The 21,845-nt window shown below is 43.8% G+C and carries 21 protein-coding genes, 1 pseudogene and 1 riboswitch; of the genes and pseudogenes, 8 read left to right on the top strand and 14 right to left on the bottom strand.

Annotation, left to right across the window (positions count from 1 at the left end; translation table 11 throughout):
* A pseudogene (locus AB5935_RS01295) lies at positions 1–551 on the bottom strand (ribonuclease E/G); the annotation flags it as partial.
* Between the two features lie 238 nt (positions 552–789).
* A complete protein-coding gene (locus AB5935_RS01300) occupies positions 790–1,065 on the bottom strand; it encodes an HU family DNA-binding protein (RefSeq protein ID WP_005839749.1) in 276 nt (91 codons plus the stop codon).
* 179 nt (positions 1,066–1,244) lie between these two features.
* On the opposite strand from AB5935_RS01300, the gene mutY reads away from it, so the two are divergent.
* From mutY to AB5935_RS01320, 4 genes are read left to right on the top strand one after another with little or no spacing between them, the layout of a single operon-like run.
* Positions 1,245–2,303, top strand: coding sequence for an A/G-specific adenine glycosylase (gene mutY, locus AB5935_RS01305; RefSeq protein ID WP_007840060.1), 1,059 nt, complete (start codon positions 1,245–1,247; stop codon positions 2,301–2,303).
* A 14-nt stretch (positions 2,304–2,317) separates the two neighbouring features.
* Positions 2,318–2,782: a single-stranded DNA-binding protein gene (locus AB5935_RS01310; RefSeq protein WP_007832113.1), complete on the top strand. Its 465-nt coding sequence runs from the start codon at positions 2,318–2,320 to the stop codon at positions 2,780–2,782.
* 36 nt (positions 2,783–2,818) lie between these two features.
* On the top strand, positions 2,819–4,177 hold the full coding sequence (gldE, locus tag AB5935_RS01315) for a gliding motility-associated protein GldE (RefSeq protein WP_007840062.1): 1,359 nt from the start codon (positions 2,819–2,821) through the stop codon (positions 4,175–4,177).
* An 8-nt stretch (positions 4,178–4,185) separates the two neighbouring features.
* Complete coding sequence (locus tag AB5935_RS01320; RefSeq protein WP_007853809.1) at positions 4,186–4,812, top strand: 4'-phosphopantetheinyl transferase family protein; 627 nt, start codon at positions 4,186–4,188, stop codon at positions 4,810–4,812.
* A gap of 175 nt (positions 4,813–4,987) precedes the next feature.
* Positions 4,988–5,191: riboswitch (cobalamin riboswitch) on the bottom strand.
* 92 nt (positions 5,192–5,283) lie between these two features.
* Here the strand turns inward: AB5935_RS01320 and AB5935_RS01325 are convergent.
* The 11 genes from AB5935_RS01325 to AB5935_RS01375 all read right to left on the bottom strand — a co-directional run bounded on the left by AB5935_RS01325 (position 5,284) and on the right by AB5935_RS01375 (position 16,711).
* Positions 5,284–7,065 (bottom strand): sensor histidine kinase, encoded by a 1,782-nt coding sequence (locus AB5935_RS01325; RefSeq protein WP_007846292.1) that lies wholly within the window; start codon positions 7,063–7,065, stop codon positions 5,284–5,286.
* Positions 7,066–7,083: 18 nt separating this feature from the next.
* Positions 7,084–7,773: a response regulator transcription factor gene (locus AB5935_RS01330; RefSeq protein WP_007832119.1), complete on the bottom strand. Its 690-nt coding sequence runs from the start codon at positions 7,771–7,773 to the stop codon at positions 7,084–7,086.
* A 196-nt stretch (positions 7,774–7,969) separates the two neighbouring features.
* A complete protein-coding gene (locus AB5935_RS01335) occupies positions 7,970–9,013 on the bottom strand; it encodes an asparaginase (RefSeq protein ID WP_005839772.1) in 1,044 nt (347 codons plus the stop codon).
* A 669-nt stretch (positions 9,014–9,682) separates the two neighbouring features.
* Positions 9,683–10,459, bottom strand: coding sequence for a tryptophan synthase subunit alpha (gene trpA / locus AB5935_RS01340; RefSeq protein ID WP_038610564.1), 777 nt, complete (start codon positions 10,457–10,459; stop codon positions 9,683–9,685).
* On the bottom strand, positions 10,456–11,073 hold the full coding sequence (locus AB5935_RS01345; protein ID WP_038610561.1) for a phosphoribosylanthranilate isomerase: 618 nt from the start codon (positions 11,071–11,073) through the stop codon (positions 10,456–10,458). The genes trpA and AB5935_RS01345 overlap by 4 nt, the downstream gene beginning before the upstream one ends.
* 12 nt (positions 11,074–11,085) lie before the next feature.
* On the bottom strand, positions 11,086–11,874 hold the full coding sequence (gene trpC / locus AB5935_RS01350; protein ID WP_038612473.1) for an indole-3-glycerol phosphate synthase TrpC: 789 nt from the start codon (positions 11,872–11,874) through the stop codon (positions 11,086–11,088).
* A 38-nt stretch (positions 11,875–11,912) separates the two neighbouring features.
* A complete protein-coding gene (gene trpD, locus AB5935_RS01355; protein ID WP_005839783.1) occupies positions 11,913–12,908 on the bottom strand; it encodes an anthranilate phosphoribosyltransferase in 996 nt (331 codons plus the stop codon).
* Positions 12,909–12,929: 21 nt separating this feature from the next.
* On the bottom strand, positions 12,930–13,520 hold the full coding sequence (locus AB5935_RS01360; RefSeq protein WP_007832144.1) for an anthranilate synthase component II: 591 nt from the start codon (positions 13,518–13,520) through the stop codon (positions 12,930–12,932).
* A gap of 12 nt (positions 13,521–13,532) precedes the next feature.
* The gene (locus AB5935_RS01365; protein ID WP_007832146.1) at positions 13,533–14,933 is read right to left on the bottom strand and encodes an anthranilate synthase component I family protein; all 1,401 of its coding nucleotides are present in this window, start codon (positions 14,931–14,933) and stop codon (positions 13,533–13,535) included.
* Positions 14,934–14,993: 60 nt separating this feature from the next.
* The gene (trpB, locus tag AB5935_RS01370) at positions 14,994–16,193 is read right to left on the bottom strand and encodes a tryptophan synthase subunit beta (protein WP_368327314.1); all 1,200 of its coding nucleotides are present in this window, start codon (positions 16,191–16,193) and stop codon (positions 14,994–14,996) included.
* Between the two features lie 257 nt (positions 16,194–16,450).
* Positions 16,451–16,711 carry a YtxH domain-containing protein gene (locus AB5935_RS01375; protein ID WP_007832151.1) on the bottom strand — a complete coding sequence of 87 codons (261 nt, stop codon included), beginning with the start codon at positions 16,709–16,711 and terminating at the stop codon, positions 16,451–16,453.
* A 93-nt stretch (positions 16,712–16,804) separates the two neighbouring features.
* Between AB5935_RS01375 and AB5935_RS01380 the strand changes: the two genes are divergently transcribed.
* From AB5935_RS01380 to AB5935_RS01395, 4 genes are all read left to right on the top strand, one after another.
* On the top strand, positions 16,805–16,939 hold the full coding sequence (locus AB5935_RS01380; protein ID WP_255323745.1) for a hypothetical protein: 135 nt from the start codon (positions 16,805–16,807) through the stop codon (positions 16,937–16,939).
* A gap of 247 nt (positions 16,940–17,186) precedes the next feature.
* Positions 17,187–17,753, top strand: a complete 567-nt coding sequence (locus AB5935_RS01385; protein WP_007832154.1) for an HdeD family acid-resistance protein — start codon at positions 17,187–17,189, stop codon at positions 17,751–17,753.
* Between the two features lie 10 nt (positions 17,754–17,763).
* Positions 17,764–18,162 carry a DUF4891 domain-containing protein gene (locus AB5935_RS01390; protein WP_007832155.1) on the top strand — a complete coding sequence of 133 codons (399 nt, stop codon included), beginning with the start codon at positions 17,764–17,766 and terminating at the stop codon, positions 18,160–18,162.
* A gap of 88 nt (positions 18,163–18,250) precedes the next feature.
* Positions 18,251–20,701, top strand: a complete 2,451-nt coding sequence (locus AB5935_RS01395; RefSeq protein ID WP_038610557.1) for a S9 family peptidase — start codon at positions 18,251–18,253, stop codon at positions 20,699–20,701.
* Positions 20,702–20,836: 135 nt separating this feature from the next.
* Here AB5935_RS01395 and AB5935_RS01400 read toward each other — a convergent pair whose 3' ends face one another.
* Positions 20,837–21,682 (bottom strand): helix-turn-helix domain-containing protein, encoded by an 846-nt coding sequence (locus AB5935_RS01400; RefSeq protein WP_007832158.1) that lies wholly within the window; start codon positions 21,680–21,682, stop codon positions 20,837–20,839.
* Between the last annotated feature and the right edge of the window lie 163 nt (positions 21,683–21,845).

Genomic DNA, 21,845 nt, shown 5'->3' on the forward strand with positions numbered 1-21,845 from the left:
TTTTTAGGCTTGATGCTCATCAGCAGTTGTTTAAGGCGGGCGCGTTCTTCGCTCGATTTAATTTTTTGTGATACCGAAACCTTGTCGTTGAAAGGGATTAATACCAAATAACGTCCGGCGAATGACAATTCGCAGGTTAGTCTGGGCCCCTTGGTCGAGATAGGTTCCTTTACAATCTGCACAATAACTTCCTGACCTTGCTGGAGGGTGGTTGAAACCGTCCCTTCCTTTTCGATATCAGGCAGCATAGTAGCTTTTGTGATGGGAAAAAGTTTTTTACGGTCGCTTAAAACTTGCTTCAGATACTTCTGATAAGAATGAAATTGAGGACCTAGGTCTAGATAATGAAGAAAAGCATCTTTTTCAAAGCCGACATCCACGAAACAGGCATTAAGGCCGGGCATCAGTTTCTTTACCCGTCCCAAATACATATTTCCCACATTGAAGGAAGCACTTCTCCCTTCTTTCTGAAATTCCACCAACGCTTTATCTTCAAGGAGTGCGATGGAAATCTCTTTGGGTTGTACGTCTACTACTAGTTCGCTTGTCACTTTTGTATTCTTAAATTGTTCACTTTCCTCATTAAACAAAGAACAAACCCGAAAGACTTTTGTTGCTTTGCAAGGTTTGTTCTTTATTTGTCGTCACAGACAGACTACAAATTATTTTTTGCTTTTATGTCTGTTCTTTCTTAGTCTTTTTTTACGCTTGTGAGTAGACATTTTGTGTCTTTTCTTCTTCTTTCCGCTTGGCATAGCTTCAAATTTTATGGGTTAATACTCTTGTTTATTATTTCTTTACTGATAATGTAAATGTCTTAGCTGGTTTAAATGCCGGAATATTGTGCTCCGGAATAATGATTGTAGTGTTCTTTGAAATATTGCGAGCAGTCTTCTGAGCTCTTTTCTTTACTACAAAACTTCCAAAACCACGCAGGTACACATTTTCCTCTTTAGACAATGAATCCTTTACTGTATCCATGAAAGCCTCAAGTGTGGTTAACACTGTCACCTTGTCAATACCGGTATTTTTCGTAATTTCGTTTACGATATCTGCTTTAGTCATTTCGCTAAATAATTATTGTTATACTTATATCTTAATTTTTTGGACTGCAAATATATAGCTTTTCTCCCTCTTTAAGAAATATATTCAGAATAAATTTCCTAAAAAAAGCATCTTCTTCCATTTTCTTGGTTTACTTTTGCGGAAATATTGCATAGAATGTACTTTTATATAATACTGATATGGAGAATTTTAGCAGAAAATTGATAGATTGGTACAGGGAAAACGGACGTGATTTGCCGTGGAGAAGGACAAAAAATCCTTATTTGATATGGATTTCGGAGATTATTCTACAACAAACCCGTGTGGCTCAGGGATATGATTACTATCAACGTTTCGTAACTCGTTTTCCTGATGTGTTCGCACTGGCTGCAGCCGATGAGGATGAGGTGATGAAATATTGGCAGGGGCTGGGGTACTATTCTCGTGCGAGAAATTTGCATGCTGCGGCCAGAAGGATGGCAGAGGCAGGAGGGTTTCCTGTAACATACGCCGGGGTGCGTGCTTTGAAAGGAGTGGGGGAATATACGGCGGCGGCTATTTGTTCATTTGCTTACGATATGCCATACGCTGTGGTGGATGGTAATGTGTACCGGGTACTGTCCCGCTGGTTGGGCATTGATACTCCCATTGATTCGACGGAAGGAAAGAAACTGTTTGTCCGGATTGCCGATGAGTTGCTGGACTGTGAGTGTCCCGGTCTCTATAACCAGGCTATCATGGATTTTGGAGCTTTGCAGTGTACTCCGGTGGCGCCCGACTGCCTGTTTTGTCCGCTAAGCGATTCTTGTGTGGCGCGCCTGAAGGGGATTGCCAGCTCTTTGCCTGTGAAGCAACATAAAATCAAGGTGACCAATCGTTATTTTAATTATATATATGTACGCATGGGCGCGTATACCTTTATACATAAGCGCAGCGGAAATGATATATGGAAAAATTTGTATGAACCGCCTTTGGTAGAAACAGATCGTGAATGGACGGAAGAGGAACTGTATGCATCGCCACAGTTTCGCGGGATGCTGTCTGGGGGAGAGGAGCCCATAGTGCGGCTGGTGCGGAAAGGGGTGAAGCACGTGTTGTCCCACCGGGTGATTTACGCAAATTTTTATGAAGTGATTCTCCCTGAGAATTCGGCTTCTTTTGCGAAGTATCAGAGAATAAGCGTGGAAGATTTGCATAAATTTGCCGTATCGCGTTTGGTGAATCAGTTTTTTTCGCTAATTTTGGAGCCTAATAATTAAAAAGGAATAATAGAATGTCAGTAAATAAAGTCATTTTGATTGGAAATGTAGGAAAGGACCCTGATGTGAGATATTTGGATACCGGCATTGCCGTTGCCACTTTCTCGTTGGCTACCACCGATCGTGCCTATACGTTGCAGAATGGAACACAGGTTCCCGAACGTACGGAATGGCATAATATCGTGTTATGGAGAGGGCTGGCTCAAACTGCGGAAAAATATGTCCGTAAGGGCGACAAACTCTACATAGAAGGAAAAATCCGTAGCCGTTCATACGATGATCAGAATGGTATAAAACGCACCATTGTCGAGATTTTTGCTGATAATATGGAGATGTTGACCCCGCGTAACGCCTCACAGCAACCGGGTACGGGATATGTGCAGGCACAAGCGGTATCCCGGCAGCAGATGTCTGCACAAGTAGCTCCGCAACAACAGCAAACTTCGGATAATAGCCTGACAGACGATTTACCTTTTTAAGTAAGAGAACTTGATGTTTAACTAAAACCAGATTCCTTGGACCCTGACTCGTATTTATGCCGCTTGGCGGATTTATTTGACGGTGTAACCGTAACGGCTCCTACCATAGGAGCCATCATAGCTATCTTATTAGCTGTTTTATTGTTGTATGCCTCAGGCTTTGTGTCTGCTTCGGAAATAGCTTTCTTTTCCCTTTCACCTGTTGATTTAAGTGAGATAGAGGAAGGAAAACATACTTCGGACAGGCGTATCAGCGCCCTGCTGAATGATTCCGAACGCTTGTTAGCGACTATTCTTATCTCTAATAATTTTGTCAATGTAACCATTATCATGCTGTGCAATTATTTTTTTGCCAGCACCATACACTTTGGAAATTCCGTGATTCTGGAATTCCTGCTAATAACGGTTGTCCTTACTTTTCTGCTATTGCTTTTCGGTGAAATCATGCCTAAAATTTATTCGGCACAGAACACGTTGAAGTTTTGCCGTAAGGCAGCTCCTGCCATTTCTTTTTTAAAGAAATTCTTTTCACCTTTGTCGGCATTGCTGGTCCGTTCTTCCTTTTTGGTGAACAGATGTGTGGCAAAAAGGAATTATAATATTTCTGTCGACGAGCTTTCACAGGCTTTGGAATTGACGGACAAGAGTGAGATTTCAGAGGAAAGCAATATTCTAGAAGGTATTATCCGTTTTGGTGAGGAAACGGCCAAGGAAGTGATGACTTCCCGGCTGGATATGGTGGACTTGGAAATCAATACCCCTTATTCCGAAGTGTTGAAATGCATTGTGGAAAATGCCTATTCCCGTATTCCGGTATATGCCGAATCGCGGGATAATATAAAGGGGATTCTTTACATAAAGGATTTGCTTCCTCATTTGGGCAAAGGCGACAACTTTCGTTGGCAAACATTGGTCCGTCCCGCTTACTTTGTGCCTGAAACAAAGATGATTGATGACCTTTTGCGTGATTTTCAGGCAAACAAGATCCATATTGCCATTGTTGTCGATGAGTTTGGAGGTACTTCGGGTATTGTTACAATGGAGGATATCATCGAGGAGATTGTGGGAGAGATTAATGATGAATACGATGATGAAGAGCGTACGTATGTGAAACTGAATGACCGTACCTATATATTCGAGGCAAAAACCTTACTGTCCGATTTTTATAAAATTATGAAAGCTGATCCCGCTCTTTTCGAGAAAGTGGAAGGAGATGCGGACACTTTGGCCGGTTTGTTGCTGGAAATAAAAGGGGAGTTTCCTGTATTGCACGAGCGGTTGGATTACGGGAATTATCATTTTGAGGTACTTGAAATGAATACGCGCCGCATTTTGAAAGTAAAAGTTATCATTGACCCTTCCCACTCCATGGAAATGGAAGAAGGAAAGAAATAGATTTTATCATGCCTTTATACCGTACTTATAGCGAAGGGGAATTTCTGCTTGGAATATGGAAGTCTGATGAAACAACGGAACAACTGCTGGCATCATTGGAGCATAAAGACTGGTATAGGGAGAAACTGGCTGTTTTTTCCGAAAGACGGAAGCATGAATGGTTGTCGGTACGTGTGCTGCTGAAGGCTTTGTGTGGAGAAGAAAAGGAGATAGCTTATTACTCTTCGGGAAGGCCTTATCTAAAGGATGGAAGCCGGTATATCAGCATCTCGCATACTCGCGGTTATGTAGCGGTGGCACTTCATTCTTCCTGTGAGGTGGGAATGGATATAGAGCAGTATGGAACCAGAGTGCGGAAAGTAGCTTCCCGTTTTATTCGTTCCGATGAAGAGTCCGCAATGATGGAAGGAGATGAAGTTTATGCTTTGTTGCTCCATTGGTCGGCCAAGGAGGCACTGTTCAAACTGATGGGAGTAGAGGAGGTGGATTTCATTCGTCATCTTCGTATTTTTCCTTTCAGCCTGTCGGAAGAGGGGGAGTTCGAGGCATGCGAATATCGTACAGGCCGGCAGGGACGTTACCGGGTCCGTTATGTCACTCATCCCGATTTTGTATTGACTTGGATTATAAAATAATGCTCAGGCGAATCACTTCGGCTGAGCATTCCAAATAAACTTGGCAGAGTTTACTTTAAAATAAATGTTCTTTTTACCTGATACTCTTTTCCGGACAGTGAAACGGAGAAAATAGCGGATGTGATTAAAGGCATCCCTTACGTTCAGTGTTCCAAGCTCTTTCCTCGAAAGCTTCAGATTTGATAAATGCACAGGCAGGTCTTCTGACTCGTTTCCGCTATAAGCACCTTCCCGGAAATTATCCCAGTGGTTATTGGCATTTTGCTTATGCGTTTAGTGAAACATACAGCAGCGGGACTGTTCAGGATTCTCACCTTGATTCCCTTTTAATCATTCACCTCGGAGGGGAGATAAATGAACCGATGCACCGCAAAGATACAGTTTATATTTAAGAAAACAATTATCTTTCTTTATTTTTTAGAGCCTGTTTAAATTTTGAAGAAAATTTAGAAACAGGTGCTTGTCATCTTCTCATTCTTTACTCAGTGTAAATATGAATTCCAGACCTCCACCGGGGGTGTTCTTGGCGAAAATGGTTCCTCCATGCAGAATGACAGCGTTTTTCACAATGGCCAGTCCCAGGCCTGTGCCGCCCAGTTTGCGTGAACGTCCTTTGTCCACCCGGTAGAAACGCTCGAACAAACGGCTTAGATGTTCGGGATCTACTCCTACGCCTGTGTCCGAGAAACTGAAATAGTAAAAACGTTCGTCTTCACGGAAACAGCGGATGGTTACGGAAATATGACTTCCTGCGTATGCAATGGCGTTGTCCGTCAGATTCCGGAAGATGGAATATAGCAGGGAAGAATTGCCTTGTACGGTCAGTCTTTCAGGCAGCATATTGTGGGCAGTGATCTGCTTTTCTTCCAGTTCCAAAGTTACTTCGTTCAGGATATTCCGCATCATGGTGGTGAGGTTTACCGGTTCTGTCTCGATCATGTTCGGAGCTTCTTCCATGCGGGTAAGTACGGAGATATCCCGTAACAGATGTGCCAGCCGGTTACTTTGTGCATAGCTTCTCTCCAAAAAAGCATTGATTTTCTCACGGGGCAGGGTAGGGTTGTTTACTATGGTTTCCAGATATCCCTGTATGCTGCTTACAGGGGTTTTCAATTCGTGGGCAATGTTCTGTGTCAGCTGTTTTTTCAGAAGTGCTTGCTCCTTTTCCTGAGTGATGTCATTGATGGAGATTTCAAAGCTGTCATCTTGAAAGATAATGCACTCCACGGCAAAGATACGTCCGTTTTTGTCTATGTTTAATGACATCCGTTTCTCTCCTTTGCCGATACTGCGTTCCTTGTTTTTTGTAATGAAACGGGTGATGGGCTGCAATTCGGGGATGGAGAAGATTTCTTCCGTAGAACTCAGATTTTTGTCTGAGATAAGGTTGGCATATTGTGTGAACAGGTTATTTACCAGAATCTCTTCTTTGCGGTGGTTGAATACGCCTAAACCTTCGTGCGAGATTTGGAGATGGGTGATCAGTTTCTCGCGTTCGATATATAAATCTTCTTTTGCCTGATGCAGACGTTTGTAAATTTGGATGATATGTTGGGATATCTCGCCCAGTTCGTTTTTGGGAAAGGTATCCTGCATATCAGTGTCTATCGGTTCATTGCGGTCGGCTTTCATGGCGAATTGTTGCAATTTGGTGATAGACATTCCCAATTTATGTGTGAACCGGTAGAATATAATTATTAATATCAGGCTGATTATCAGTGTAAACCATACATAATGGGAGTCTGCTTTCAAGTGTCTCATCAGACTGACATTATAGGGAAGGGCCGAACGAATGATATAGTCCAGGTTAGGATAATACTTGGCCGAATAGAAAAATTCACCGCCCAGGCTTTCCGATTGTCTGTTAATGGAATAGCCGCTGCCATAAGTGATGGCTTCTTTTATTTCCTGACGGTTATGGTGGTTCTCGAAGTGGCTGGGATCTTTTTCCAGATTGTCATAAATTACAGTACCATTCTTGTTGATCAGTGTCACACGTAGATCTTCAAAGGTGTGTTCGCATACATAGTCGTCCAATTGTTGAATATTCAGCGTATCCCTGCCACGGAGAAAATCATTCAGGCGGTCGTTGTAATTCTGGAGTTGTGTGTTCAGCAGCTCTATTTTGTATTCCTTCTCCCTGCGATATTGGAATGCCATGAAACAGATGGCGAATGCTATGAATAAGGAGATTACCGACAAGAATAGTTTCTTGTTGAATGACAGGACGTGGCTGGATAATTCAATAGTCATGGAAAGGTACAGGTTAGGTTATTCGCATTCAAAACAGTATCCGTATCCTAGGCGGGTGACGATGCATTTTCCGTATTCGCCTATTTTCTTACGCAGGCGAGTAATGTTGACGTCAATGGTACGGTCCAGCACATAGACTTCCTCTTGCCATACTTTAGCCAGAATATCTTCGCGTGAGAATACGCGGCCTTTGTTTTGTAACAACAGCAACAGGATTTCGAATTCTTTTTTTGTCAGGGAAATTTCTATACCGTCTATGCTGACTTTCTTCTTGGTGATGTCGACTAAAAGCCCTTTGTATTGCAATTGTTCCTGCACTTCTTTTCCCTGTGTGGGACTGGTACGTCGAAGGACAGCCTTGACGCGTGCTATAACTTCGCGCAGTGAAAATGGCTTCGAGATATAGTCGTCGGCTCCTAGGTTGAATCCTGTCACAGTATCGTTTTCAGTATCTTTAGCAGTGATGAATATAATGGGAATAGAAGCGGTAGCTTTATTCTTTTTCAGCATGTTCGCCATTTTGAATCCTGAAATTTCTCCCATCATCACATCCAGCAACAGCAAGTCGTATTGGGTCAGTTCCATCTTCAGGGCTTCTTCGGCGGAGTTTGCTGTATCCACAAAATACCCTTCGTTTTCTAAATTGAATTTAAGAATCTCGCATAGATCTTCTTCATCGTCAACTACTAAAATGCGGTAATCGTTCATATATCCATCTTTTTAATACTACAAAACTAATCTTTTCTGATCAGCATTGCAAAGATGGAGCATTTTTATTACTATTTGATGAAACAAATATTACAAAAAGATTACATGTTATAAAATCGTTAAGTTTTCATTGCAGATTACACCATTTTAATGATTCTGTAATCATCCCGCCGGATAATAATTGGAACGCAATAAATTATGATTTCGTAAACTCTCCGGCTACTGGAATACTCATTTGGTAACGTATTTCTCTTTCACTTTTTCCGTGTCCCAAAAGGAACATCAGTTTGGTTAGAACGGATTCCACCGTACTGTCGTAGCCGCTGATGACCCCTGCGTCCAGCAGATGGAGTCCGGTTTCATATCTTCCCATTTCCACTGTTCCGGTAGAGCATTGGGAGATGTTGACAATGATGATTCCCCGTGAAGTGGCATCCCTTAGAAGTTCGATGAACCATGGCTTTTGCGGAGCGTTGCCCGAACCGTAGGTTTTTAATACCACTGCGCGTAATCCCGGTGTATGCAGGATATTGCTGATCATGTTTTCCTGGATGCCCGGGAAAAGGGTCAGTATAATTACATTGGTATCATAAAGATAGTGTGGTTTTAATGGCAGATTGGGATCGGCTTTGTGAATACGGTCATATTCATATTTTATGTGGATGCCTGCTGTCGCCAGCGAAGGGAAATTGTATGAACGGAACGCATTGAAATTCTCCGCATTTATTTTTGTGGTACGGTTTCCGCGCAACAGATGGTTTTCGAAGAAGATGCATACTTCGGGTACAATAGCAGTGCCGTTCGGATGTTTGGCAGCGGCTATTTCTATGGAAGTGATCAGATTTTCCTTTCCATCGGTGCGCAACATGCCGATGGGCAGCTGGCTGCCAGTCAGGATAACCGGCTTGCTCAGGTTTTCCAGCATGAAGCTGAGCGCTGAAGCGGTGTATGCCATGGTGTCTGTACCGTGCAGAATGACGAACCCGTCAAAATTATCATAATTGTATTTGATGATCTTGACTAACTTGGCCCACAAGGCAGGTTCCATATCCGAAGAGTCAATGGGGGGATTGAATTGGTAAGAGGAGATGCGATAGTTGAACCGCTTCAATTCGGGGACATTGTCTTGTAACTGGTCGAAATTAAAGGCTTCTAGTGCACCTGTCTCAGGATTTTCAATCATGCCGATCGTACCGCCTGTGTATATTAGCAAAACGGAAGGATATTCACTCTGTATCATGCGCTTCTCTTGTTTAATTTTGGCACAAAGATAGTAATTATGTATAAGTATGACAAAAATAAGAGGGAAAAATAACAAAATGTTTTCTCTATGGACCGAGGCTGGTTTTCCCGGATAGGGTGGGTGGAAGATATGGAAAGATTACGTGTAAGATTATATATCTTATGCTTGTAAGATATATAATCTTATGCCTGCAAGGTACTGTATCTTTCACCTTCATCGTACTGGCCTTTCAGGTGAGCTTTGAAGAGGAGGGCATTATGAGTGAATGCCGTAAACGCAGATGCAGACGCAGCAGACGCAGGCCCTTTTTTCTCACACACGTGCGCGTATAATACAAGGTGGGGAAATAGAATAAACTACCGTAAGGTGGAAGACCCTATTTTAGAGAAAATGAACTTTGAATCTGAAACTTGTACTTTCAACCGACAATAAAAGAGTCGTATTCACTCTACATTTGAATAAGGATACAACTTTTTTATGTTGTTCAGTTACAATCTGTATCTTTTTCAGAGCGTTCATCTTCGTTTTGACCTCCCTCTCTGATGACAGTTAAAACAGGTTATTAAAAATAGATACACATTTACATATATAATGTACGCGCACGTGTGTGAGAAAAAAGGGCCTGCGTCTGCTGCGTCTGCGTCTGCGTTTACGGGTTGTGGAAGATCAGTTTTTCAAAGCTTCCAGCAGCTTGTCTGCCGCTTTTTCCGCATTCCCGTTTTCCTCGTCCAATAAGGTCACGAATTTACTGCCGATGATGGCTCCTGCGGCATGAGCGGATGCGGTTTCGAAGGTTTGTTTATTGGAAATTCCGAAACCTATCATGCGGGGATTGCGTAAATTCATGTCGGCGATGCGTTGGAAATAGGCTTGTTTCTGTGCGTTGAAATCTTTTTGAGCACCGGTGATAGCGGCGGAAGATACCATATAGATAAAACCGTCGGTGTGTTCATCAATCAGGCGGATACGTTCTTCGCTGGTTTCCGGAGTGATGAGCATGATGATTCTCACATCCTGTTCCTCGGCTATGGAACGATACTCTTCCATATAATCTTTGAAAGGCAAGTCGGGGATAATCACCCCGTCGATTCCCGTCTCCCGGCAAGTGCGGCAGAAATCCTTGAATCCATATTGCATGATGGGATTGAGGTATCCCATCAACACCAGCGGAATCTGTACTTCTTTACGGATATCTTTCAGTTGGTCGAAAAGAAGTTTCAGTGTCATGCCGTTTTTCAAGGCGCGGGTGGCGGCGTGCTGGATAACGAGACCGTCAGCCATCGGGTCACTGAAAGGAATGCCGATTTCAATCATGTTAATCCCTTTTTTTTCCAGGACTTTGATGGTGCTTGCCGTACCTTCTAAAGTAGGAAAGCCTGCGCAAAAATAAATAGAGAGGATATCTTTTTGCTTGATACTGAATAACTGGTTGATTCTGTTCATTGTATTTTTTGTTTTAATTGGTTTATAAATGTGTGGACGGCGGCGGCGTCTTTCAACCCCGGAGCAGTCTCGAATCCGCTGTTCAGGTCGATGCCTGCCCACTGTTCATGTTTGAACTGCAACAGAGAGGAAAGGCTGCCGGGACGGAGGCCGCCACTCAGCAGGAAAGGCGTTTTTCCCCGATAGGCTTGCAGGATATTCCAGTTGAAAGTTTTGCCGGAACCGCCATATCCGGAACAGGCAGTGTCGAAAAGAAAGTAATCGCAAATGCCCTCATAACAGCCGACGGGTCGCAGGTCAATTTCCCGTGCAATGGAAAACACCTTAATGATTCCTAATCCGGCGGCTTTTAATTTGCGGCATTGTTCCGGTGTTTCCCTGCCATGCAACTGGATATGGTGCAGACCGAATTCCTGTGCTTTCAGCAGGATGTTTTCGCTGCTTTCGTTGACGAAGACTCCGATCCGGCGGCATTGTTCCGGCAGGTATTCCGGACGATGTGATACGTGGCGGACAGACTGGGGGAAGAAGATGAATCCCATCCAGTCTGCTCCGGCTTGCTCTATGGCGCGTATGTTTTCGGGCTCGCGCATACCGCATACCTTGATAATCATTGTTGTTGCATCCTAACATTTCTCTAGTTTGGTTATAAATTCTTTTAAGGCTTCTCCAGGTGCGGGTGTTTTCATAAAGTTTTCCCCTATCAGGAAGCCTCGGAAGCCGGCAGCTCGGAGTTGTTTAACTGTTTCGGGGCTGGAGATGCCGCTTTCAGAGATCCGGAGTATTTCTTCGGGTAGTTTTTCCGCCAGGCGGAAAGAGTTTTCCACCTCTGTGTGGAAGCTTCCCAGATTACGGTTGTTGACTCCTACCATGTCAATGTTCTCGTCTATATATTCCAGTTCTTGCTCGTTGTGGATTTCCAGCAGGACTTCCAGTTCCAGTTCATGGGCTTTGAGGGCCAGGGCTTTGCATTGCTCTTTCTTCAAAGCGGCGGCTATAAGAAGGATAGCGTCCGCTCCTACGATGCGTGCCTGATAAAGTTGGTATTCATCTATAATGAAATCTTTCCTTAGAATGGGAAGTTGCACGTGGGGGCGTGCCGAACGGATATCTTTCAGAGTGCCGCCGAAGTATTTTTCATCGGTGAGGATGGAAAGTGCGGAGGCTCCGGCCGCCTCGTAAGCGGGAGGAATAGTATCTGCCTGTGCGTCTTCTTTTATCCATCCTTTGGAGGGGGAGCGACGCTTGAACTCGGAGATGATGCCGTAAGGAGAAGAGGCAAGACTGGCACGCATACTGATACGTGGCATGGGTTCGTTACAATTGTTTATCAGCATTTCTTTGCTGATGGCAGCCTTTTGCAGTTCGATCTCGATCTGCTTGCAGGCGATGATTTCTGTTAATATATCTGTCATTGTATGAGGCGTTTGGTAGTGGAATACTGGGTGTGTAATCAACTGTTCAGTTCCACAAATTTTTTCAATGTATTCAATGCTTTTCCGCTTTCCAATGATTCACGGGCGATGGCCACGCATTCTTCTATCGGTTTGGCCGGTTCCATGGCTTGTATGGCAAAAGAAGCATTAATCAGCACACAGTCTGTCTGGGCTTTGGTGGCTTTGTTCTCCAGTACGTTATTGAAGATTTTTGACGCTTCTTCGGGAGTGTTCCCACCATAGAGCTCTTCTTGTCTGGCAAGGGAGAAACCTAGTTCAGATGGCTTGTAGATGGTTTCGTAGCGATTGGTCATCACTTTGAATTCATCGGTCAGTGAGATTTCGTCGTAACCGTCCAGGTTGTTTACTACGGCAAAGCCAATGCCTAGTTTCTGGAATACGTTGGTGTAAAGGCGCATTTGCGGCAGATCGGCGACCCCTAGAAGTTGGTAAGCCGGAAGACATGGATTAACCAGCGGACCTAGCAGGTTGAATATGGTACGTACTTGCAGTGCTTTGCGGACAGGGCCTACACTTTTCATGGCAGGATTGAACAACTGGGCATGCATATAGACCATTCCACATTCTTCCATAGAACGGGTCAGCTTATCCGGATTATTAGTGAATTTTACGCCGTGTTGTTCGATGACATTGCTGGCTCCGCTGACGGAAGTCGCGCCATAGTTGCCATGTTTGGCAACATGATATCCGGCTCCCGCTACAATGAAGCAGGCGCAAGTAGAGATGTTGAAGGTATTTTTTCCATCACCGCCTGTACCTACAATATCAATAGGGGTGTAAGCGGAAAAGTCTATAGGTATGCGGGTGGTGAGCAATGCTTCACGGAAACCTATCAATTCTTCTACTTTGATGCCGCGCATTTGGAAAACGGTCAGCAGAGCGGCTATCTGTGCGTCGTTATACATTCCCCGGGTTATGTTGAGCAGCAAATTCTTTGCTTCTTTTCGGGTCAGTTCCTCGTGATTGAAGAGGCGGGATAATATAGCTTTCATATTTATTATGTACGGTTTGGTTTATGCGTTTAGAAAGTTGGCTATCATGGTTTTACCATCGGGGGTTAGTACGGATTCGGGATGAAACTGGATGCCGTGGATATCGTATTCTTTATGTTTCAATGCCATAACGAGACCTTCCCGGCTTACTGCGGTTATTTCAAGGCACTCAGGGAAACCGTCCGTATCTACCACCCATGAGTGATAACGTCCTACCGGCACTTCATCCGGCAGTCCGTTGAAAATGTAATCGGTTTTCTCTCCTTTGTCTTTTAATTGATTCTTTTTAATTGAGATGGGGGTCTGTACGCCATGAAATACTTCGCTCAGATTGGTCAGTTTGCCGCCAAAAGCTTCTCCTATGGCCTGTTCTCCCAAGCATACACCCAGAATCGGTTTCTTGCCGGCATATCTTTTAATTACTTCGAGCAGCAGGCCTGCTTCTGATGGAATACCGGGACCGGGTGAAAGAATGATTTTATCGAATTTTTCCAATTCTTCCAGTTGGAAAGCATCGTTACGTAATACGGTAACTTCGGCTCCCAGTTCTTTTACCAAATGACTCAAGTTGTAGGTAAATGAGTCATAGTTGTCTATAATTACTGTTTTCATGATGATTCGTTTTTACATTTGTTCTGCCAGGATGATTGCTTTTTTAAGTGCTCCCAGTTTGTTGTTTACTTCTTGTAACTCGTACTCTTCATTGCTCTTAGCTACGATGCCGCCACCGGCTTGAAACCATAGTTCGTTGTTGCGGCTGACGAATGTACGAATGGTAATAGCTTGGTTCAATGTGCCGTTCAGCCCGATAAATCCGATGCAACCTCCATAGGCTCCACGGCTGTGAGGTTCGTATTCGCTGATCAGTTGCATGGCTTTTACCTTCGGAGCGCCACTCAGAGTTCCGGCCGGGAAAGTATCAATAAATGCTTTGATGGGATTGGCTTTGGGGTTCAGTTCGCCACTGACCCGGCTTACCAGATGAATGACGTGGCTGTAATATTGAGCTTCTTTGTAAAATTCTACTTGTACATCGTGACAATTGCGGCTCAAGTCATTGCGTGCCAGATCTACCAGCATTACGTGTTCTGCATTTTCTTTGGGATCAGCCAATAGGTTGGCGGTGAGTTCAGCATCTATTTTCTTGTCTCCGTTGCGGCGGGTGGTTCCGGCGATAGGGTCGATGGTGGCACGTCCGTTTTCTATTTTACAGTGGGTCTCGGGAGAGGAACCGAAAATACGGAAGCCCCCGAAATCGAAGTAAAATAAGTAGGGGGACGGGTTGATGCTGCGTAAAGCACGGTAAAGTTTGAAATCATCTCCTTCGTAACGTTGGATAAAACGGCGTGAAAGGACGATTTGGAAAACATCACCGCGCATACAGTGGGCAATGCCTTTGCGGATGTTCGCCTTATGCTCTTCATCGGTCAGGGTGCTGGTAGTTTCGCCCACGGCACGGAAGTCGTAAGTGGTATAGTTACGGTTGTGGATTGCTTTTTCCACATAATCCAGATGGCTGTCCTCACCGTCCTGCAACATTTCCAGTAATAACATTTCGTTGCGGAAGTCATTGAAGACGATCAGGTATTTATATAAGATATACAACATATCCGGAGCATCGTTCTTAGGGTCACGGCTGTCTTTTACATTGATATGTTCGAAGTAGCGTACGGCATTGAACGTGGTATAACCATACAGTCCGCAGTAGTTGTTGTATTCTCCGCTTACCTTGAAACGATTCAGAAAATCGGAGATCGCATGGTCTGCCCGGAAATGTTCGGTGATGGGATGTTCTTCCATGCTGCCGTCAGGGTAGGTGGCAGTGGCTATGCCATGGTTGATTCCGATGCTGGCTACAGGATTCAGTCCGATGAAAGAACGGTTGTTCTCACTTCCATGATAGTCGGAACTTTCCATCAGCGCACTCTGTGGGAAAATGTCGCGTACTTTCAGATAAGTACTGACCGGTGTATGTAGGTCACCCAGTATGGTTTTGTATCGGGTGGTATAGGTAAAAGTTTTCATTGTTTCTTTTCTGTTTATAGTTGTCCGTATAAGATTTTTACTCTCGTGGGTTTCTATGTGTTATTGCAGGGAGGCCCTTGTGCTGGATTCTTTCAAGTAGGTTTCAATATCCTTATCTCCGCGTCCTGATACGGTGAGAACCACTATATCCGTTGGCTTGAATCTCATTTTGTCCAGTGCTCCCAATGCATGAGCCGATTCCAATGCAGGAATAATACCTTCCAGCCGGGTCAGTTCAAATGCGGCACGGATGGCTTCATCATCGTTTATGGCGAGTACCAAAGCGCGTTGCTGTTTGGCTAGATTGGCATGCATGGGGCCTATGCCCGGATAATCCAGACCGGCAGAGATGGAGTAAGGTTCCTCTATTTGTCCGTCCTCGTTTTGGATAACCAAGGTCTTTGCTCCGTGGATAATTCCCATTTTCCCCAGTTGGATGGTAGCGGCCGAGAAACCGGTGTCTATGCCTTTGCCTCCTGCTTCGGCCAGGACAATCTGCACACGTTCATCATCTATATAGTGATAAATGGTTCCTGCCGCATTGCTTCCTCCTCCTATACAAGCCATCAAGTAATCGGGATATTCCCTTCCTTCCTGTTCTTTCAGCTGCTTTTTGATTTCTTCGCTGATAACGGATTGCAGACGTGCCACCATATCAGGGTAGGGATGAGGGCCTACGGTAGAGCCGATGACATAGTAAGTATCTGCAGGGTGGCAACACCAATCGCGGATGGCTTCGTTTGTAGCATCTTTCAGTGTCATGTTGCCGGAAGTGACCGGGCGGACTTCGGCTCCCAGCATTTTCATCTTTTCTACATTGATATGCTGGCGTTCTACATCGGTCTTGCCCATGTAAACAATGCATTGCATGTTCATCAAAGCGCATACCGTGGCGGTGGCCACACCATGCTGTCCAGCTCCGGTTTCTGCAATGATACGTTTTTTCCCCATACGTTTTGCCAGTAACACCTGGCCGATGGCATTGTTGATTTTGTGTGCTCCGGTGTGGTTCAAATCTTCACGTTTCAGGTAGATTTTACAGCCGTATTGTTCGCTTAGCCGGTTTGCCAGGTATAGAGGTGAAGGGCGTCCCACATAGTCGTGTAGTAACTGGTGGAATTCTTTTTTGAATCCTTCACTTTCCAATACTTTGGAATAGGCATTTTTTAACTCTTCCACACAGCGATGAAGGATTTCGGGAATATAGGCCCCGCCAAATTCGCCATAATAACCTTCTTTGTTTACCTGATAAGTTTTCATTGTCGTTCTATATTAAATTTTGATTGTTAATTGCACTAACGAAAAAAGGCCTGTCGTAAGTACGACAGGCCTTCAGTTTGAATATCCTTATTAGAATGTCAGGTATATATACATGGTCTGGTTCCCTTACGACTTGTTTAGTTGTAAGAAACGCCACCAATATGTATTTACCATGATTCTATTCATAAAATCTGTTTTTATTTTGGGGCAAATGTAAGCGTTTTGTTTTAAACTCCAAAGAAAAACTTACTTTTTTTTTATTTATTTGCAGCCTCGTGTATTTTCCCTTTCACTTCTTCCACTTTCTCACCTACTTTTCCGGCTACTTCACTGCTTACTTGTTCTGCTTTATGTTTTGCATGATGAGCCAGGTCTTTTGCATCTTCTTGTAAGTCCTGAATGGCATCATACACGTCTCTTCTCAATTTGCGGCCTCTGTTGCTGTGCGCAAAACAACTTAATGCACTGCCGACCAGCGCTCCTAGTGCCAGTCCGGCAAAGAATTTTCCATTATTCATAATCTTATTACTTTAAATTGGTTTTATAAATGAACATTTCGGGTGGCGGAATGGTTTTAATACATCAGTTAATAAATCATTAAAATGAAGTGTATGAAACGTAAACTTTGGATAAGGATAGGTGCCGTGTTGTTGGCAGGATTGCTGTTATGGTGGCTCTTTTGGGCTATTTTGATCGATGAGGACGAGAATGAACAAAGTCTGCCTGAAACAGAACAGATAGAGTGATTTGCCATATGATAAAAGGATGATCTTCAGGCATGGGTACGAAAGAACATATTGGAATAGTCGGTAGAATATTCTGTTTGCTAAAGTCTATAGAACAATAGAATGTAGTTCTAAGCTTATGACAGGAAAATCTGTTCCGGCTTTCTTCTTTTGTTCTTCTGTCTGAAAAATTAATATCCATTTTGCATCTGTCTTCTCAGAAATAATCAGTATATTCGCTTCATTAACCAATTAGACATGATTGAATATGAAAACAATGAATTATTCTATAATCAGATGTATCTGTGCATTGGTCATCGGTGTGTTGCTGGTGGCATGGCCTGAAGCTGCCATTCTTTATCTGGTTATTACAATCGGTGTCCTGTTTCTAGTACCGGGACTCTTTTCTGTATTTGGGTATTTGATTCGTGGCAAGCAGGATGGCAGCAGTTTCCCTATTGCCGGGCTTGGTAGCCTTTTGTTCGGATTATGGTTGATGATTATGCCGGCATTTTTTGTCGGTATTCTGATGTATGTGCTGGGTGCTGTTTTGGTACTGGCGGGAATCAGTCAGATTGTGAATTTGTCTGCTGCGCGTAGTTGGACGGTGGTACCGGGAGGTTTCTTTGTGATACCTGTGTTGGTGCTGATTGCAGGTATTGTGGTATTATTTAATCCATTTACGGCGGCGGCTGTTCCATTCATCATTCTGGGAGTGAGCAGCATTGTATACGGACTGTCCGATTTGATAAACATCATCCGCTTCCGTCAGAAGAAAGAACCGGGTATGCCTGAAATAGAGGATATTACTCCTATAGAAGAGATAAAAGACTAATCCGATTGATATGAAAATACGAGGGGGCTATATTTTATATCTTTTGATTTTATGTGCGGTTGTAGGTTGTAAGGGAACTTCTTCACCTTCCACCGCATCCGAAACGGATAAGTATGCTGGGACATGTGAGGGGGAAAAAGCGAAAGCTATTTTGTGGGTGGATTATAAAAGAGGACGTAAGATAGCGGACGGGACTCCGATAAGAACGGTAAAAGTCTATGCGGATGTTCATGCCGATGGAAGTCTGAAAGTGCTTTCTTGGTGTAAAAAGCAGCCGATGAAGGTAGAAAATTACTTATTGAAAAGGGTGGCAGTTTACCGGATCAGGAAAGAAATGTTCGAAGGGGGGTATCTGAAACCGGGAGAACAGTATTTGCAGTTGCGCTATCTGCCGGGAGAGGTGAAATAATATGTTGTAGGAAGCATTGAAATTCGTAGAAAAAGGTTTTTGTTTCTTTTATATTTCGTATCTTTGTGTAACACAAATTGTTAGAAATATGAAGAAACAAATCTTATTGTCTTGTGCTCTTGCCTGGGCTGTGATGGCAGGTGCTGAAACGATTGACATTACTACTTTCCGTTATGCCGGACCCTACATTGTACAGGCTCCTTTTCAGGTAGACAGCGTGGATGTGAATTCAAAGACTTTTGTATCCGGACGTTTGTTAGATACTCATCTTTCTGTGGACGTATTGCAGCAGGGAACTTTATTTACAGGCGGAGTTTTGCCGGGAAGTGACTCGGGATATGCCTTGCACATGGTGGGCTTTGTGTTGGAGAATACTCGTTATGCTACGGCCAAGTTGAAGATTGACGGTCTGAAAAAATACCAACTTTATGTAGATGGGAAAAAGCAGGAAGGGACTGAACTCGCTTTGGAGCCGGCCACCCATTCTGTAGTTGTTAAATATCTTTCTGAAACAGGGAAAACAGATTCCTTGAAAGTGAGTGTGGATACGGATCAAGAGGGAAGCATTTCACTTAAGCAAGATAACAAAAAGCTATATACTTTAGCGGATGTGTTGCATGGAACTCGTTTTGCCGGAGTAGGACTTTCTCCTGATGGCAGATATCTGATTACTAATTATCGTACGACTTGTGTAGGTGGCCGGTCGGCCGGCAGTACGCGTATTACTGAACTTGCCAGCGGTAAGGTTTTGGCGGAGCGTACTGAGAATATGCAATGGATGCCTCGTTCTAACCGTTATTATTATACCCGTACAGGAGTGGATGGCAGGCAGCTGATAGTTGTGGATCCACTTACCGGAGTGGAGGCCGTGCTGGTGAATAAATTACCTGACGGGTATTTCCAGTTCGCACCTACGGAAGACTACCTGCTTTTCACCATGACCCAGGAAGGACCGAAAGAACGTAAAGAAATTTATGAGGTACTGGAGCCGGATGACCGCCAGCCGGGATGGCGTAACCGTTCTTATCTGGCTAAATATGATTTGAAGATCGGTTTGTTGCAGCCACTGACTTTCGGTTATCACAATGTCTGGGCTGCCGATATTTCCAATGACGGCCGGTATCTTTTGATGATGACCAGTCAGAGCCGTCTGACCAAGCGTCCTACTACTTTATTCTCACTATATCGGTTGGATATGCAGACTTTACAGGCGGAATTGCTGATAGATAAAGATGGTTTTATCAGTGGAGCCCGTTTTTCACCTGACGGAACGCAGGTATTGGTATCCGGCTCGCCTGAATCGCTGGGTGGAATAGGGAAAAATGTAAAGGAGGGGCAGACTCCGAGTATGACGGACGGTCAGCTTTATTTGCTGAATATAGCTGATAAGAGGGTCACTCCGCTGACGAAAGATTTTAATCCCAGCGTACAGCGTGCCGTGTGGAATAAGGCCGACGGGCAAATATATTTCACGGCCGAGAACCGTGACTGTTACAGTTTGTACCGGATGAATCCCGCTGATGGGAAAATTCTGCAACTGGAGGTTGCAGAAGATTTGGTCAATTCATTCTCATTGGCGCAAAATGCTCCGGTTATGGCCTATTATGGACAAAGCGCCTCAAATTCCGACCGTTTGTACACCATGAATACCAAAAAGATGAAATCATCTTTGTTGGAAGACTTAAGTAAGGACATCTTGAAAGATGTGGAGCTGGGCGAATGCAAGGCTTGGAGTTTTACCAATTCGCGTGGTGATACCATTTACGGCCGTTATTACCTGCCGCCTCATTTTGACGCTAACCGGAAATATCCTATGATTGTGAATTATTATGGTGGGTGCAGTCCGGTCAGCCGTAATTTTGAAAGCCGTTATCCGCATCATGCATACGCGGCATTGGGCTATGTGGTGTATGTGATAGAACCTAGCGGTGCTACCGGTTTCGGACAGGAATTCTCTGCCCGCCACGTCAATACAGCCGGGGAAGGGGTGGCACAGGATATTATAGAAGGTACAAAGCTGTTTTGTAAAGAACATGCTTTTGTCAATGACAAGAAAATAGGCTGTATAGGTGCGTCCTATGGCGGCTTTATGACACAATACCTGCAAACACAGACCGATATTTTTGCAGCGGCCATCTCTCATGCCGGTATCAGTGACCATACCAGTTATTGGGGGGAAGGATATTGGGGATATTCGTACAGTGAAGTTTCCATGGCGGATAGTTATCCGTGGAGCAATCCTGATCTTTTTGTAAAACAAAGCCCGTTGTTCAATGCGGACAAGATACATACGCCTTTGCTGTTCCTGCATGGTGATGCGGATGTGAATGTACCGGTGGGAGAGAGTATTCAGATGTTTACAGCACTGAAATTGCTGGGACGCGAAACAGCTTTTGTGGCGGTAACGGGGCAAGATCATCATATTGTAGACTATGGCAAGAGGATCCAGTGGCAGAATACAATCTTTGCCTGGTTTGCCAAATGGTTGCAGGACGATGCGACTTGGTGGAACGCTATTTATAAGCCGAAAAACTTATAACTTTTATGGTGTAAGAGACTTTGGACATGTGTTTTTACATTGTTAGTATGTATAAGCTTATACGTTAGTATATGTAGGCTTATACGTACTGATGTATGACCTTACACGTACTAACGTGGGCTGAGTCTGTTTTCACTATCCGTTTTCCCTATACTGTTTCGGTGACATTCCTGTATATCTTTTAAAATATTTCCCAAAGAATGAGATATCTGGGAAATTAAGTGAATAGGCTATCTCCTGAATAGTAAGATCGGTGGATTTTAGTTTGGCTTCCGCATCTGTTATCACTAGTTTGGCGATGATATCTGTAACAGTTTTTCCCGTAATCTTATTGACAGTAGTGCTGAGGTGCTGAGGGGATATATGAAGCAGATCGGCATAAAAAGCTACACTCCGTTCTTTCGTATAATGTTTGATGATATATTGGACCAGACGTTTTACAATTTCTTCTCCACGATTGAAAGTACGTGTGGTTACATTGGTGTTCTGATGAATGCTGCCTACACCATGCAATATAGTGAGCAGCATGGTGCTGATTAAGTCTTTATTGGGCTTGGCTCCCATACGTTTCATTTTTATCAGCAACATAAAATAGTCTTGAAACAACTCGGTTATTTCGGGACGCAGAGGAATAATGGGCGTGTCAATCAGGGCTGAAAGATAGTTCATGGTGGAATTGAAGAGGTTTATTCCATTCAGCAACTCTTTGTTGAACCCTATCAGGTACAGACGGCAGTCGGGACTTTGCCGGTGGACATGTACAAAGGTTTCTGGCAAAATAGTGACAATGTCGTTCTTTTGTATCTTGTGTTCAGACAGATGGATCGTTATGTCACATTCACCTCGCAGGCACAGAAGGAACAAGCATCCTTCCATTCGTTGCGGGTAGTGGTAAATACGGCCTAATGATCCTGTCATGTCAATTTCTGCAACGAAATCCTTATTTGATTTAAATAGGTTAATGTCATCTATATACTTCATAAAAATAAAGAAGATTTTGATTATGCACCACAAATATAGGACAGTTAAAGCAGATAACAAAGAAAATGCTTAAAAATAGACTAATATATCTTACTGTTAGCACTTGTACGCCTTTAATAATTATGAGAACTTTGCAGCGGAAACTAATAGTGAAGATTAACAG

This window comes from Phocaeicola sp. RTP21198st1_B8_RTP21198_201120 (assembly GCF_040929485.1).
Classification (GTDB): domain Bacteria; phylum Bacteroidota; class Bacteroidia; order Bacteroidales; family Bacteroidaceae; genus Phocaeicola; species Phocaeicola dorei.